Here is a 13,449-nt window from a genome sequence, read left to right as displayed (position 1 = left end):
GGCAGGGGTAGCCATCTGGTACGCCGGCCAGGGTGAGATGGCAAGGACAATCTCGCACAGAACGCATGAAATGACCAGCAAATTCGGGGTTCTCGGGCTCTTCGGCTCCCATTCGAGGGGCGCGATTCCGTCCGAAAAAAAAGGGCGCCCTTTCGGGCGCCCCTGGAAGAGCCGTTCGTCGTCGCGAGTTCAACCCCTCTAGTAGAGGCACCTCGTGACGTTGGCACCCACCACCTGGCAGGCGCTCTTGTTCGCATCGTTGCACTCCGTCGAGCTGCCCGCGGCTCCCGGCGGCTCGAAGTTGATGCCGAGGCCGTTGTTCACGAGGAGCATGTCGTGGCAGTTGTTCGGGAGGCCGTTGCACATCGACCCGTCCCCGCACGTCGTTCCTGCCACGCATCCGGTCACGCCGTCACCCGCGCAGACGCCCGTCTGGCAGGAACCGTTGCTCAGCATCGTGCCGCCATTGTTCAGGCAGTCGATCTGGTTGATGCAGTCGGTCACGTCCTGCTTGGCGCTTGCGGTGTTGGCGCAGATCGCGTTGCACTTCGCGAAGATCGCGGAGTAGAGCGGCGTCGCCGTGCAATCGGCGATGCCGTTGCTGACGACGCAGTTCAGCGCCGCCGCCGTGAGCTGGCGCGCGAGCTGGAGCTGGCTGCCGTCCTTCATCGCCACGCAGATCGCCTCGACCGCCGAGTTGTTGTCGTTCAGCACGGTGTCGGTGATCTTCTGGCCGCACACGTTCAGCACGCCTCCGCCGAGGGTGATGACCGACTGCGTGATGTTCGTGCTGCCGGACTTCTCGACGCCCGCGTGCGTTCCCCAGAATCCAGGCGTGCGGCAGATTGTCGCGCCGCATCCCGGCGGGGTCGGGTTCGCGGGAACCGAGTGGCATCGTCCATTGACCGGATCGCAGACCTCGGTCGTGCAGATGTCGGCGTCCGCGGTGCAGGGAGTCGGCGAGCCCGATTCACACTTGCCGGTCGCCGCGTTGCAGGCCTCGATGGTGCAGAGGTCGTTGTCCTGGGCGCAGGTCTTGCGCGCCCCCGACTCGCAAGTGCCGCTCGCGGGATTGCACGACTCGAAGGTGCAGAGGTCGGCGTCCTGCGCGCAGGATCGTACCGGGCTGGACTCGCACGCGCCGTTCTGCGGATTGCACGCCTCGACGGTGCAGAGGTTGCCGTCCTGCGGGCACGTCTTGTTCGTCGTCTTGCAGTTGCCGGTTGCGGCGTCGCAGACCGAGTCGGAGCAGAGGCTGTCGCTGACGCAGGTCTTCGACGCGCCGGACTCGCAGCGTCCGGTCGCCGGGTTGCAGGCCTCGGTGTTGCAGAGGTTGCCGTCCTGCGCGCAGGTGATCGGGGTGAAGTCGCACTGGCCCGAAGCCGGGTTGCAGGATCCGACCGAGCAGAGGTTGTCCGAGCTGCACGTCTTCGACGGTCCCGATCCGCAGGCGCCGGTCGCCGGGTTGCAGGTCTCCGTCGTGCAGAGGTTCCCGTCCTGGGCACACGTCTCGGGCTGATAGACGCACGTGCCCGTCGACGGATTGCATGAGCCGATCGAGCACTTGTTGTCGATGGGAGATGGGCAGGTGACCGGCGCGCCCGACTGGCAGGTGCCGGTGGCCGGGTTGCAGGTCTCGGTCATGCAGAGGTTCCCGTCCTGGGCACACGTCACCGGCTGGTAAGCGCACTGGCCGTTCGCGGGATCGCACGAGCCGACGGAGCACTTGTTGTCGATGGGCGACGGGCACGACTTCGGCGTGTAGTCGCAGAAGCCGGTCGAGACATTGCACGTCGCCGTGTTGCAGGGATTGTCGATGGGGCAGATGCGCGGGTTGTGCTGGCACGTGCGCGTGGCCGGATCGCAGACGTCATTGGTGCACGGATTGCCGTCGCTCGGGCAGCCCGAGTCGATCTTGGTCGGATCGCACTGACCGTCAATCTGCGCCCAGGTCGGCGCCGAGATCGTCAGCGCCAGCAGGCAGAACATCGCGGCCGGCAGGACGGCGACGAGCGCGCGTCCCAACTTCGTTCCGCGTCGACAGCTCGATTCTCCTCTTCGCATCAATGAACCCCCTTTTCGTGAAGGTGATGGCCTCGTCGAAATCTGTTTGACGTCGTGTTGCACAACGGCATGCATGTCTTAACGCGCTCCCGGCGGGCGACACTCCCCGCAGCCGGGGGACGTGGACCGGGCGCGGAGCGAGACGCGCGCCTCCGGCGGCGACAGAACTCTCTTGATCTCGATGGTCGTGGGTTGCGGGGCTTCTAGGCACTCCAACGCGGCGGACTCCCGTCGCCATCTCGCCGAAGTGCCGGAGTCAGCAGGGGGTGCTCCGGCTTTCGACTCCGAAGCGGGTCAGGCCACCGTGCGACGGATGAACCGACGGTGGCGCTCCGGAGATCCCTTGCGGGAGATGCCAATATTTACTGCGGTCTCCGGCGGAATTCAAGGGATTCTCGCGTGGAGCTCGAAATACCTGATTCGGGCAAAGACCTCGGGTTGCGTCTGGTTCGCTTTGTCGGATTTTTCCAGATCATCTCGCGATGCGGCGTCAGCGCACGAGGGGCTCCGAGCCGCCGGCCCCTCGATGGTAGGCTGGGGCGCGTGTCTGCACGGCCAGCAGGAGCGCGGCCGGCATCGCGCGCACGAGGTGACCATGTCGACGACCCGCCGCTCCGTCCTCGCGTCGTTCGCGACCTATTTCTTTCGTGGGCTCCTCATCGTCGCGCCCGCGGCGGTCACGCTCTACACCCTCGTCACGGCGTTCAGATGGGTCGACGGACTCATCGACCTGGAAGGACGGTTCGGGTTCCGCATGCCCGGGCTGGGAGCCCTGGCGGTCCTTGCAATCGTCACGGCGACAGGCTTCGTCGCGAGCAACATCCTGATGAGCTACCTCATCGGTCTCGCCGAGCGCATCTTTCACCGGCTCCCCCTCGTCCGGCTCGTCTACCGTTCGATCCAGGATCTCGTCGGCGCCTTCGTCGGAGAGAAAAAGCGATTCGATCGTCCTGTGCTCGTCACGCTCGTCCCGAACAGCGACGTCCGGGCCGTCGGGTTCGTCACGCGCACGAGCCTCGAGGAGTTTGATCTTCCCGACCATGTCGCGGTGTACTTCCCCTCGTCTTTCAACTTTGCGGGACATCTGGTCGTGGTCCCACGCGATCGCACGACGCCGCTCCGGGTCGACAGCACCGCCGCCATGAGCTTCATCGTCTCCGGCGGCGTGTCGGGAGAGCCCGCGGCGTAGAGCCGGCGCCGACGACGGAACGGGAGATGCGCGGCGCCATGCGCTGGGGTACAGTGGAACCGCGCGCCGTGGAGGAATCACCGTGAAAAACATCCGCAACAAGACGAAGTCGCCGCTCAAGATCCCGCTGCCACAGGGCAGGACGCTGCACCTCGGTCCAATGAAAACCGGACAGATCGCCGACGCCGCCGTCGAAAAGCCGGCCATTCAGAAACTCATCAAGGACGGCCATCTGGAGCTCCTCGGGGAAGGCGAGACCCTCTCGTCGTCGGGCGACGCCTCCGGAGCGGTCCACGAATCGACACACGGCCACGGGCAGCAGAAGGACATCCGGCCCAAAGGGAACCGGTAGTCCACGTGTTCCAGCGGCGACCGCAACGTCACCCGTCGCGCTCTCTCGCCGCCTCATGTCTTCTCGCTCTGCTGATCGTCACCGCCTCGCCCCTCTTCGCAGCCGGGGGCTCGGACTGCGGATGCGACGGCGCGTGCTGCCGGGCACCCGCCGCCGTGAGCCGGGGGTGCGCCATGCGCCCGGGCTGCTGCGGCGGACACGGAAGCGCACCGGGCCCCGTGTCGGTCCACGAGGGGCTGATGCCCCGCCCCTCCGGAATCATCACCCCTGCGATCTCGGGTCATCCCGTCTCCGGCCGCGGCTGGCACGCCGCCGCGAACGACATCCCGCCCGACGAGCACCCTCCCCGACCGGCCGCCTGACTCCAGGCCCGACGACACCGAATCACCGACCCATCCTTCACTGGAGAAAACCGGCATGTCTCACTCCGTCCGCACCCGTGTTCCGCTCGTTCTCCTCGCCGCCGTCGCCTGCGCCGCCCCGGCGCTCGCGACCTGCGGCTCCGCGAACTGCTTCCTCGTCACCGGAACGCGCGAGGGGATCAACGACCAGGGGGCGTTCACGTTCGATCTGTCCTACCGATACGTCGACCAGAGCCGCGGCCTGGACGGCTCCCGGGAGACCGGGGACGTCCTCACCCCGGCCATCGACTTCTCGAACGGCACGATCGTCCCCGACCATCATCGCGAGATCCGGACGCTGAACACCCTCATGCAACTCGATCTCGACTACGGCCTGACGGGACGCCTCACGCTCTTCGGCGCGATCCCGTTCCTGAACGAGCGGCGTCACGAGCACGTCAACGACGTCGGCACCGCGACGGAGGCGTTCACGAACGGCGACGGCACGAGCGGCTTCGGCGACGTGAGGATCGGCGCGAGGTACGCCGCCGTCGTCCGGCCGAAGCAGATCCTCGTCGCCGGCGCGGCCGTGAAGCTTCCGACGGGCCCGTACCGTCTCCTCGACAGCGAGGGGGAGATCAACGAGCCGACGATCCAGCCGGGGACGGGAGCGTATGCGCTCAACGCGTCGATCTACTACGCGTACCACCCGGCGCCCCGATCCGGCGAGTGGTTCGTCTCGGGCTCCTACCAAGGGAACCGGGCGAACGCGCTCGAGTACCGGCTGGGCGCCGAGGCGATCGTCAACGTCGGATTCGATCGGCGCGCGGGAAAGAGGGCGACGTGGGTGCTCCAGCTCGATTCGCGATGGACGCGCCGCGACGAGTTCCTGGGGTCGAACGTGGCGTCTACCGGCGCCGCGATCGTGAACTTCACACCCGGCCTCCGGTTCGTGGCCTCTCCTGGCACGGTCTTCTACATCTTCGGACAGGCCCCCGTCGTCGAGCGCGTGAACGAATCGCAGCTCGCGCCGCGCGGCGGCGTCATCTTCGGGATCTCGAAGACCTTTGATTGAGGATTCAGACCGTTTCGAGCGGGATCGCCCGCGCCGGCGCGGGGAATCCCGCGTCGAGGTCGCGGAGATCCTCGGGAGTCAGCGCGAGGGCCGCCGCCGCGGCGTTCTGCCGGACATGCTCCGCACGCGAGGCCTTCGCGACCGCGACGACGCCTTCGCACCGGATGGCCCACGCGAGGCAGACCGTGGCGCCGGAGACGCCGTGACGGGCCGCCACCTCTTGGACAGCGCCGCCACCGGTCCCGCAGCCGGCCAGACGACCATCGTCGAGAGGGGTGTACGCCATCACGGTCACTTTCCGGTCAACGCACCATGGGATGAGGCCGCGCTCGATGCCTCGGTGCCTGAGGTTGTAGTAGACCTGGTTCGCGGCGACCGCCACCCCTCCATCGAGCGCCTCCGCCTCTTCCAGGTCCGTGACGTCGAAGTTGCTGACGCCGTAGCCAAGGATCTTTCCCGCTTCGCGGAGTCGCGAGAACGCCTCGATCGTGCCGGCGAGGGGATACGTCCCCCTCCAGTGAAGCAGGTAGAGGTCGATGCGATCCGTCCCGAGTCGCCTCAGGCTCGCCTCCGCGGCCGCGATCGTCCCTGAGCGCGACGCGTTCCGGGGCAGAACCTTCGTCACGACGAAGACGCCGTCCCTCCGGCCGGCCATCGCCTCGGCGACCAGCGCCTCGGCCGCTCCGTCGCCGTACATCTCCGCGGTGTCGACGAGCGTCATCCCGAGATCGAATCCGAGTCGCAGCGCGGCGATCTCCTCGCGTCGCCGGCCGGCATCGCTCCCCATCTTCCACGTCCCCTGGCCCACGACCGGCATCGCAGAGCCGATTCGATCCGTCACCGTCCTCATCGAGGCCTCCCTGTCACGCGTCGAGCGCGTATTATGAGCCCTCCACGGAGATGGCAGGGGGCGGCGGAGAGGATGACGGCAAGCGATGCGTTCGAGCACACCGGGCGCGTGATCCGCGTGGAGATGCGGACGCCGACGCCCGCGGACCGCGTATGGTCGGCGTGGGCGGACCCGGCGAAGCTCTCGCAGTGGTTCACCGACCGGACCGAGGGAGAGGTCCGGCCGGGCCGGAGCTTCACCTGGATCTTCGAGAGATTCGGCGCCCGGTTCCCGTATGAGGTGCTCGTCGCCACGCCTCCCTCGCGGCTCGTCTTGCGCGGCTCGCCGCCGGGACGCAGGCCTTTCTTCCTCGAAGTGCTGATCGCCGGCTCCGATGTCGAGACGACGCTCACGATCGTCAACTCCGGGTTCAGCGCGGGCGAGGCGACCGAGGAGGAGCACGAGGGAGTTCTCTCGGGCTGGGAGATGGCGCTCGCCATCCTCAAGGAGTACCTCGAGAGGCACTACGGGCGACCCAAGGCGGCCTTCTTCGCGATGCAGCCCGCGGTCTTCGCGTACGAGGGGCTCCTGCCGTATTTTCTCGAGGAGCCGTGGCTTCGTGAGTGGCTCACGGCCTCGGGCTCCATCCGCGGCGAGGCCGGGGCGCTCTACCATCTCGAGCTCCGAGGTGGAGGCACGATGAGCGGCCGGGTCCTCGCCGTCACGCGGCGCGAGGTGGCGCTGTCGTGGGACGAGATCGGCGGCGTCTGCGAGCTGAAGGCCTTCTCGCTCGGACCGAATCAGCGGGCCGTGGCGGTCCGCGGCATCGGCTGGGAGATCGGCGAGGAACGGGCGTCGAAGATCGAACGGGGCATGGCGAAGGCGATCGATCGCCTCGTGGCGTCGGTGAGCGGGACCGGGACGGTCCACTGATGGAGGAGAGCATGACGAGACAGGAGTCCGGATTCCGCGTGCGAACGCCGATCGCCTCGGCGCTCGCCGCCCTCGCGCTCATCGTTCCAGTGGCCGCCGCGGCCCCCGTCCCGGGAGATCCGGCGGTGCGGGCTCTCGTGGCGCGCGCGCTCGGCGAGACGCCCCTCGTCGATGACCTGAGGGAGCTGTGCGATCGGATCGGCGGACGGCCCACCGGCTCGCCCGCGCTGGATCGAGCCGTGGACTGGGCGGCCGCGAAGTTCCGCGCCGCGGGCGTCGAGTCGGTGACCCTCGAGACCTTCACCGTGCCGGGCCTCTGGCTCGGCGATCGGGCGGAGGCCGCCTGCGTCGCGCCCGTCGCCTTCCCGTTCCGGCTCGCGGCCGCGCCCTACGCACCTTCCACCCCTGCTGGAGGCCTCGAGGCGCCCCTGGTCGACGCGGGCGCGGGGACCGCGGCCGATTTCGAGAAGCTCGGCGCCGGCGCCCGGGGGGCGATCGCCCTCGTGCGATCCGCCGAGATGCGCACGTTCGACGATCTGTTCGCCGAGTACATGAAGAACGCGCCGATGATCGCGGCGGCGAAGAGCGCGGGGATGGCGGCGCTCCTTCTGCAGTCGACGCGTCCGCGAGGCCTCCTCTACCGCCACCCGATCAGCATCCACGGCGAGATGGCGCCGTTCCCGGTGGCCATCGTCTCGCGCGAGGGGGCGGAGCGCCTCGGGCGGCTGCTCGCGGAGCCAGGCGGACAACCCCCGAGAGTGCGCCTCGATCTCGCCAATCGAACGGGCGGCGCGTACGAGGCCAAGAACGTCGTCGCGGAGATCCGCGGCCGGGAGAAGCCGGACGAGATCGTTCTCCTCGGCGCGCACCTCGACTCGTGGGACCTGGGAACGGGCGAGGAGGACAACGGCGTCAACGCCGCGCTCGTGCTCGACGTGGCGCGCGCATTCCGCGAGCTCGGCATCGTTCCCCGCCGCACCGTGAGGTTCGTCCTCTTCTCGGGCGAGGAGCAGGGTCTCTTCGGATCGAGCGGGTACGTGAAGCGGCACGGGGCCGAGATGGACGGCCATGTCGCCGCGATCGTCTTCGACACCGGCTCGGGCCACACCTCCGGGTTCTATCTCGACGGACGCGACGAGCTGCGCCGGCCGCTCGACGCGGCGCTCGCCCCGGTCGCCGCGCTCGGTCCGTTCACGCACCGCCACGACGGGATCGACGGCACCGACAACTTCGACTTCCTCCTCGCGGGGGTCCCGAACTTCGTCGCGGATCAGGATCCCATCCCGTACCTTCCGGACTACCACGCCGAATCGGACGTCTTCGAGCGCCTGAACGCGCGCGAGGCGCGCGCGAGCGCCGCCATCGCCGCCGCGCTGGTCTACGGCCTCGCCGAAGCGAAGGAGCGGCCCGGCCGGCGGCAGTCGCGCGCGGAGGTCGACGCGCTCCTGAAGGAGACGCGGCTGGACCAGCAGATGAAAGCCTTCGGTCAGTGGGAGGAGTGGATCTCCGGAAAGAGCGGAGCGCGCCCCTAGCGGTTCCCGACGAGCCCGTGCGCCGCGCGGTGGAATCCTTCTTTCGAGACGCCGACGCGCTCCGCGCCGAGCCGCGCGACGAACGCGTCGCGCACGCGATCGAGCGCCTCGCCCCGGGTCCACTCCGCGTATCCCGCGGCGACGAGCAGCTCCGGAAACGTCCGGCCCGCGAGGGCCAGCCGGCGCCGGGTCCGCATCCCGTCCTTCGATCCGTCGCCGAGCAGGTAGTGGTCGAGAACGACGAAGTCGGCCGCCTCGCCGAGCCGCACGTCGAACGCCGTGAGGTCGTCGATGGGCCAGAGCGGGGCGACGACGGCCACGGTCCGGAGCCCGCGCCGGCGCAGGCGGGCGAGGGCCGCGATGCGCTCTCCCACGGGGTAGGCGTGCTTCGGGAAGGGGGGCGGAAAGCTCTCACGGTCGGTCTCCACGCTGATCTGGATCGAGAGGGCGCATCGCGCGGAGAGCGCGGCCAGCCGATCCTCGTCCCAGAGCGGGTTCGGCGTGTGGGTCTGGAGCGCCAGCAGATCCGGGGGCCTGTCGAGCATCGCCTCGAGGATCCGGGACGTGATCCGCAGCCGAATCTCGTGAGGTGGGTAGGGGTCGGTCACGCTGCTCATGTAGATGCGGAGCGACGGATCCGGGGAGCGACGGATCCGATCGTGATCGGCGGCGTAGATCCCGGGCGCGTTCACCTTCGCGTCGAGATACGTCCCCCACGCGCGCGTCTCGCCGAAGCCCCGGACGATCTCGGGGGCGTAGTCGGGGACGCCGCACAGAGTCCTCCCGTAGGCGCACCCGTGGTACGGGTTGATCGTGTGGGTGAATCCGGAGAGGAATCCCCCCGTCCTGTTGACGAGCGTGCGGCATTCGATCTCGCCGACGATCATCTCCCTGAAGCCCCCCATCCGCCAGCGTCGTGTATCCTACCGCTTCGATCCGGCCCTCGCGGAGGAGGGCGGCGAGGAGGATGACGATGATCCGTCTCTATCGATTCAGGTACTCCACGAACGCCGAGCGCGTGGCGCTCGCCCTCGCCCACAAGCGGCTCCCCTTCGATCCGGTGGAGATCGATCCGAAGGATCGAAGCGTCGTCCGCAAGGTCAGCGGCCAGGATCTCGTCCCCGTGATCGACGACGGCGGCACGGTCGTCTTCGACTCGATGGAGATCGTCCGCTGGCTCGAGGACCGGTATCCGGAAAGGCCGCTGTACCCGAAGGACCCGGCGCGCCGCGCCGAGATGCTCGTCTTCATCGACTGGTTCAACCGGGTCTGGAAGCGGCCGCCCAACGACATGGAAGCGGAGATGAACGAGCCGCACCCCGACGCCGCGCGCATCGCGCGCCTCGGAAAGTCGATGACCGACGCGCTCGAAGTCTTCGAGGGGATGCTGCACGGGCGCGATCACCTGATGGGCGAGTTCTCCGCGGCCGATTGCGCCGCCTACCCGTTCCTCCGCTACTCACTCCACCCGCCGGTTCCCGAAGACAGCGAACTGTTCCACAGGATCCTGACCGACTACCAGCCCCTCGGCAAGACCCATCCCGGGATCGAATCATGGATCCGGCGCATGGACCCGAGGCCCCGCTACTGAAGGAGGCAATCGGTGAAGGACGAGGTCCTGTCGAGCTACCGGTACACGGGCGAGCGGATCGTGCCGACCGACGTCGGCGAGCACTACGCGACGTACCGCGACCACCTCGCCCGCTACGTCTTCGCGATGGAGTGGACGTTCGGCAAGAAAGTCCTCGACGCCGCGTGCGGATCCGGCTATGGCACCGCCCTCCTCTCGGCCGGGGCGCGCGAGGTGCACGGCCTCGACCTGTCCAACGAGGCGCTCACGTACGCGCGCCGCATCAACACCTTCACGGCGCCGCACCGATTCTACCGACTCGACCTCGAACGCGAGCCGATCACCGAGGAGTACGACGTCGTCGTCTCGTTCGAGACGATCGAGCACCTGGCCGATCCCGGCCCCTTCCTCGATTCGGTGGCGGCAACGTGCCGCGAGTGGTTCGTCTTCTCGATTCCTCTCAACGACCTCACGGACAACCCTTTCCACCGGCGCGTCTACACCCTCGAGGACGTCAAGGCGCTGACCGCCGCCCATTTCCCCGGACGGCCCGCCGCGTTCTGGGGGCAGGACACGTGGATCGGCAAACCCTCGTTCCAGATCACGATGGGGCTCGGGGCGGAGGACCTCAAGTACGCGGTCGTCCTCGTCCGGATGGGTCGGGAGTAGGGGCCGGCGGAACGGGGGAGATCTCGCGGCCGAGGTACCGGCCGAGATTCGCCGAGAGCCTCTCGCGGAGGCGATCCGGGCTCTCCCCTCGCGCCGCTGCGAGGGCCTGCGCCACCCGCTGCGCCCACGCCGGCGACGCCCGCACCCCCGCGTACTCGACGGGGCTGTCGGTCTCGACGAGGACGAGATCCGGATCGATCGCGCGGGCGACGCGAGCCTGCGTGGGGTCGATCTGGATCGAAGGTCCGGCGGAGATGTAGACGCCCGCGTCGGCGCACCGCCGTGCGAGTCTCCTCGAATGCGTGAACCAGTGGAGCAGAGCCGGCAACCCCGTGCGCCCCGTGAAGGCCGCGGCGATATCGACGATCTCACCGTCGGCGCGCCGCGAGTGCATGTTGACGGGAAGCCGCGCGCGCTCTGCCACGTCGAGCAGTCGATCGAGGATCTCGCGCTGGCGGCGCTGGTCCACCGAATCCGGAGCGTCCCTGTAATCGAGGCCGATCTCGCCGACGAAGTCCGCGGCCTTCACCCGTTCCGCCACGAGCCCGAGCTCCGCCGCCGCTTGTTCGTCGGTGAGCCCCGGAACGCGCGAGGGATGGAGGCCGACCCCGGCGAGGACGACGCCGGGATGTCGCCGCTTCAGATCGAGGGTGAGGAGCGCATCGTCCGGCGTCATCGAGACGGCGAGGAGGACGGAGACGCCGGCGGCGCGCGCTTCGGCGACGGCCTCGTCCGGCTCCGGAAGGTCGGCGAGGTGGCAGTGCGCGTCGCCGACCGTCACATCACGCCGCGTCCGGCCTGGGCGCCCGCATCGGAACGACGATGAGCACCGCGGCCACGGCGGCGAAGACCAGCAACCCCGCCGCGCCGCTCCCACCGAACTTCGGAAGCTCGAGGTTGATGCCGAATCGGTCCTGAACGAGCACCGACACCGCGAGAAGGACGGCGACGAGCGCCTCCCCCGCGATCATCCCCGAGGCGAGGAGGGTGCCGATGTTCACGCGGTGCTCGATCTCCGGCGCCGCCATCTTCCGCCGGGCCATGAAGCGATCCGCGAACCACCGGATCACCCCGCCCACGAAGATCGCCGAGACGGTCGCGAAGTCGAGGTACATGCCGACGGCGACGATCATCGGCGACTCGCACCCCATCATGATGAGACCGATCGCCAGCCCGACGCCCATCAGCACGAGCGGCCACGCCATCTCGCCGCCGACGATGCCCTGCGCGAGCATCGCCATCAGGCCGGCCTGAGGCGCGGGGAGGTGCTCGCCGCCGATCCCCGAGCCCCCCTTCACGATGTCGGCCGAGTGGAGCGAGGCGATCGGAAGGACCAGGACGAACGACGTGCAGACGACGGCGATGACGTACGCGACCTCCATCGTCCACGGCGTGCCGCCGAGGATGTGCCCGACCTTCAGGTCCTGGATGACGCCGCCGCCGATCGAGGTCGCGCAGCAGACCACCGCCGCGACGGCCAGGACCGCCATCACTCCCCCGGGGCCCGTGACGCCGATCGCCACGAGGAGGACCGCCGCCACGATGAGGCTCGAGAGAGCGAGACCCGAGATGGGGCTCGACGACGAGCCGATGACGCCGACGAGATATCCCGAGACGGCGGAAAGGACGAAGCCGGTCAGCGTCATCGCGAGCGCCGCCATGAAGGCGCCGGCGATGTCGTGCATGTACCACTCGAAGAGGGCGGTCATCGGCACGAGGAGCGCCACGGTTCCCCCGACGACCCAGGCCATCGGGATGTCGCGCTCCAGGCGCGCCGTCGTGTGCCCCGCGGCGCGCGCCACCTTCATGTCCTTGAAGGCCCTCAGCACGCCGTCGAGGAGCGGCCCGCGCATGTTGAAGAGGGTCCACAGGGCCGAGACGAGCATCGCGCCGACCGCCATCGGCCGCACGACGCCGCGCCAGGCCTGGTCGGCGACCACGTCGAGGCGGTCGAGCTCGCCCGCCGACGCGAGCGAGGGATGGTGCGCGAGGTTCATCAGCGCGCTCCCCTCGCCGCTCAGGAACATGATCATCGGCACGAGGATCACCCAGGCGAGGACGCCGCCCGAGAAGTTCAGGGCCGCGAGCTTCGGGCCGATGATGTAGCCGACGCTCATGAAGGCGGGCGACGCGTACGGCGTCTCGTAGTGGATCCCGCCGGCGAAGGTCCCCGGATCGCCGAACGGCCGCCCTTCGCGCAGGAAGTGAACCTTCGACGCGCGGAACGGCAGGAACCCGCTGACCGAGTCCTTGATCGCGGCGAACCCCCAGTCGTTCTTGAGCAGCTCCACCAGCCCCGCGAACCCCATCGTCGCGAAGAGGTACTTCGCGCCGGTCGCCCCCTTGCGTCCCGTCTTGTGGATCTCGGCGGCGGCCACCGCCTCGGGGAAGGGGAGCGTCGGATCCTCGCACAGCGTCCGGCGAAGAAAGATGACGAAGGTGACGCCGAGCGTCCCCCCGACGAGCATGAGGAAGCTGCTCTCCCAGTAGTTGAACTCCTTCCAGAGCCCCGTGATGATGAAGGCCGGGAGGGTGAAGATCGCGCCCGCGACCAGCGCCTCGCCGACCGAGGCCGCGCTGCGCGAGACGTTCTCCTCGAGGATGGAGGAGCCCTTGAAGGCCCGGAGGACGACCATCGAGATGACGGCCGCCGGGAAGGTCGCGGCAATCGTCTGCCCGGCCTTCATCCCGAGGTAGGCGTTGGCTGCGCCGAGCACGACCGCCTGCACGACGCCGAGGATGACGGCGCGGAATGTGAACTCGGGGAGGCGGGAGGATTCCGAGACGAACGGCTCGTGCTTCATCGCTGTTCAGGATGTCCCACGATGTCGCGTGATGTTTCCAGGTGCCCTCCCGTTCCGATTCACGGCGGCGCACCAGCGGCCCCAGGCGGGG

Annotated in this window: 12 protein-coding genes; 7 read left to right on the top strand and 5 right to left on the bottom strand. The window is 68.7% G+C overall.

The genetic code is table 11. The features are described 5' to 3' along the window. Positions 1-198: 198 nt before the first annotated feature. On the bottom strand, positions 199-2,025 hold the full coding sequence (locus HY049_15780; protein ID MBI3450361.1) for a hypothetical protein: 1,827 nt from the start codon (positions 2,023-2,025) through the stop codon (positions 199-201). Positions 2,026-2,659: 634 nt separating this feature from the next. Between HY049_15780 and HY049_15775 the strand changes: the two genes are divergently transcribed. From HY049_15775 to HY049_15765, 3 genes are all read left to right on the top strand, one after another. Further along, positions 2,660-3,253, top strand: coding sequence for a DUF502 domain-containing protein (locus HY049_15775; GenBank protein MBI3450360.1), 594 nt, complete (start codon positions 2,660-2,662; stop codon positions 3,251-3,253). Between the two features lie 82 nt (positions 3,254-3,335). Beyond that, entirely contained in the window at positions 3,336-3,605 is a 270-nt protein-coding gene (locus HY049_15770; protein ID MBI3450359.1) for a hypothetical protein, read from the top strand. Between the two features lie 417 nt (positions 3,606-4,022). Beyond that, the gene (locus tag HY049_15765) at positions 4,023-5,021 is read left to right on the top strand and encodes a hypothetical protein (GenBank protein MBI3450358.1); all 999 of its coding nucleotides are present in this window, start codon (positions 4,023-4,025) and stop codon (positions 5,019-5,021) included. Positions 5,022-5,025: 4 nt separating this feature from the next. On the opposite strand, the gene HY049_15760 is transcribed toward HY049_15765, so the two are convergent. Further along, on the bottom strand, positions 5,026-5,871 hold the full coding sequence (locus tag HY049_15760) for an aldo/keto reductase (protein ID MBI3450357.1): 846 nt from the start codon (positions 5,869-5,871) through the stop codon (positions 5,026-5,028). A gap of 72 nt (positions 5,872-5,943) precedes the next feature. On the opposite strand from HY049_15760, the gene HY049_15755 reads away from it, so the two are divergent. Continuing rightward, on the top strand, positions 5,944-6,783 hold the full coding sequence (locus HY049_15755) for an SRPBCC domain-containing protein (protein MBI3450356.1): 840 nt from the start codon (positions 5,944-5,946) through the stop codon (positions 6,781-6,783). 11 nt (positions 6,784-6,794) lie between these two features. Beyond that, positions 6,795-8,315, top strand: a complete 1,521-nt coding sequence (locus tag HY049_15750; protein ID MBI3450355.1) for a M28 family peptidase — start codon at positions 6,795-6,797, stop codon at positions 8,313-8,315. On the opposite strand, the gene HY049_15745 is transcribed toward HY049_15750, so the two are convergent. Next, positions 8,312-9,220, bottom strand: a complete 909-nt coding sequence (locus HY049_15745; protein ID MBI3450354.1) for a hypothetical protein — start codon at positions 9,218-9,220, stop codon at positions 8,312-8,314. The two genes, HY049_15750 and HY049_15745, sit on opposite strands and share 4 nt — an antisense overlap. 68 nt (positions 9,221-9,288) lie before the next feature. Between HY049_15745 and HY049_15740 the strand changes: the two genes are divergently transcribed. Together HY049_15740 and HY049_15735 are read left to right on the top strand one after the other, a co-directional pair. Continuing rightward, entirely contained in the window at positions 9,289-9,906 is a 618-nt protein-coding gene (locus tag HY049_15740; protein MBI3450353.1) for a glutathione S-transferase family protein, read from the top strand. 12 nt (positions 9,907-9,918) lie between these two features. Then, positions 9,919-10,554 carry a class I SAM-dependent methyltransferase gene (locus HY049_15735; GenBank protein MBI3450352.1) on the top strand — a complete coding sequence of 212 codons (636 nt, stop codon included), beginning with the start codon at positions 9,919-9,921 and terminating at the stop codon, positions 10,552-10,554. Here the strand turns inward: HY049_15735 and HY049_15730 are convergent. Together HY049_15730 and HY049_15725 are read right to left on the bottom strand one after the other, a co-directional pair. Beyond that, positions 10,514-11,335: a TatD family hydrolase gene (locus tag HY049_15730; protein MBI3450351.1), complete on the bottom strand. Its 822-nt coding sequence runs from the start codon at positions 11,333-11,335 to the stop codon at positions 10,514-10,516. The genes HY049_15735 and HY049_15730 overlap by 41 nt on opposite strands. Position 11,336: 1 nt before the next feature. Then, entirely contained in the window at positions 11,337-13,358 is a 2,022-nt protein-coding gene (locus HY049_15725) for an oligopeptide transporter, OPT family (GenBank protein ID MBI3450350.1), read from the bottom strand. Positions 13,359-13,449: the final 91 nt, after the last annotated feature.

The sequence above is a fragment of the Acidobacteriota bacterium genome (genome assembly GCA_016195325.1).
In the GTDB taxonomy this organism is placed as follows: Bacteria; Acidobacteriota; Polarisedimenticolia; order JACPZX01; family JACPZX01; genus JACPZX01.
The sequence above is the reverse complement of the archived record's forward strand: the minus strand, read 5'-3'. Positions and strand labels throughout refer to the sequence as shown.

Excerpts from the sequence above, each read along its gene's own strand:
- HY049_15775 (MBI3450360.1), top strand. The coding sequence starts at position 2,660 with ATGTCGACGACCCGCCGCTCCGTCCTCGCGTCGTTCGCGACCTATTTC.
- HY049_15765 (MBI3450358.1), top strand. The coding sequence starts at position 4,023 with ATGTCTCACTCCGTCCGCACCCGTGTTCCGCTCGTTCTCCTCGCCGCC.
- HY049_15760 (MBI3450357.1), bottom strand. The coding sequence starts at position 5,871 with ATGAGGACGGTGACGGATCGAATCGGCTCTGCGATGCCGGTCGTGGGC.
- HY049_15755 (MBI3450356.1), top strand. The coding sequence starts at position 5,944 with ATGACGGCAAGCGATGCGTTCGAGCACACCGGGCGCGTGATCCGCGTG.
- HY049_15750 (MBI3450355.1), top strand. The coding sequence starts at position 6,795 with ATGACGAGACAGGAGTCCGGATTCCGCGTGCGAACGCCGATCGCCTCG.
- HY049_15745 (MBI3450354.1), bottom strand. The coding sequence starts at position 9,220 with ATGGGGGGCTTCAGGGAGATGATCGTCGGCGAGATCGAATGCCGCACG.
- HY049_15740 (MBI3450353.1), top strand. The coding sequence starts at position 9,289 with ATGATCCGTCTCTATCGATTCAGGTACTCCACGAACGCCGAGCGCGTG.
- HY049_15725 (MBI3450350.1), bottom strand. The coding sequence starts at position 13,358 with ATGAAGCACGAGCCGTTCGTCTCGGAATCCTCCCGCCTCCCCGAGTTC.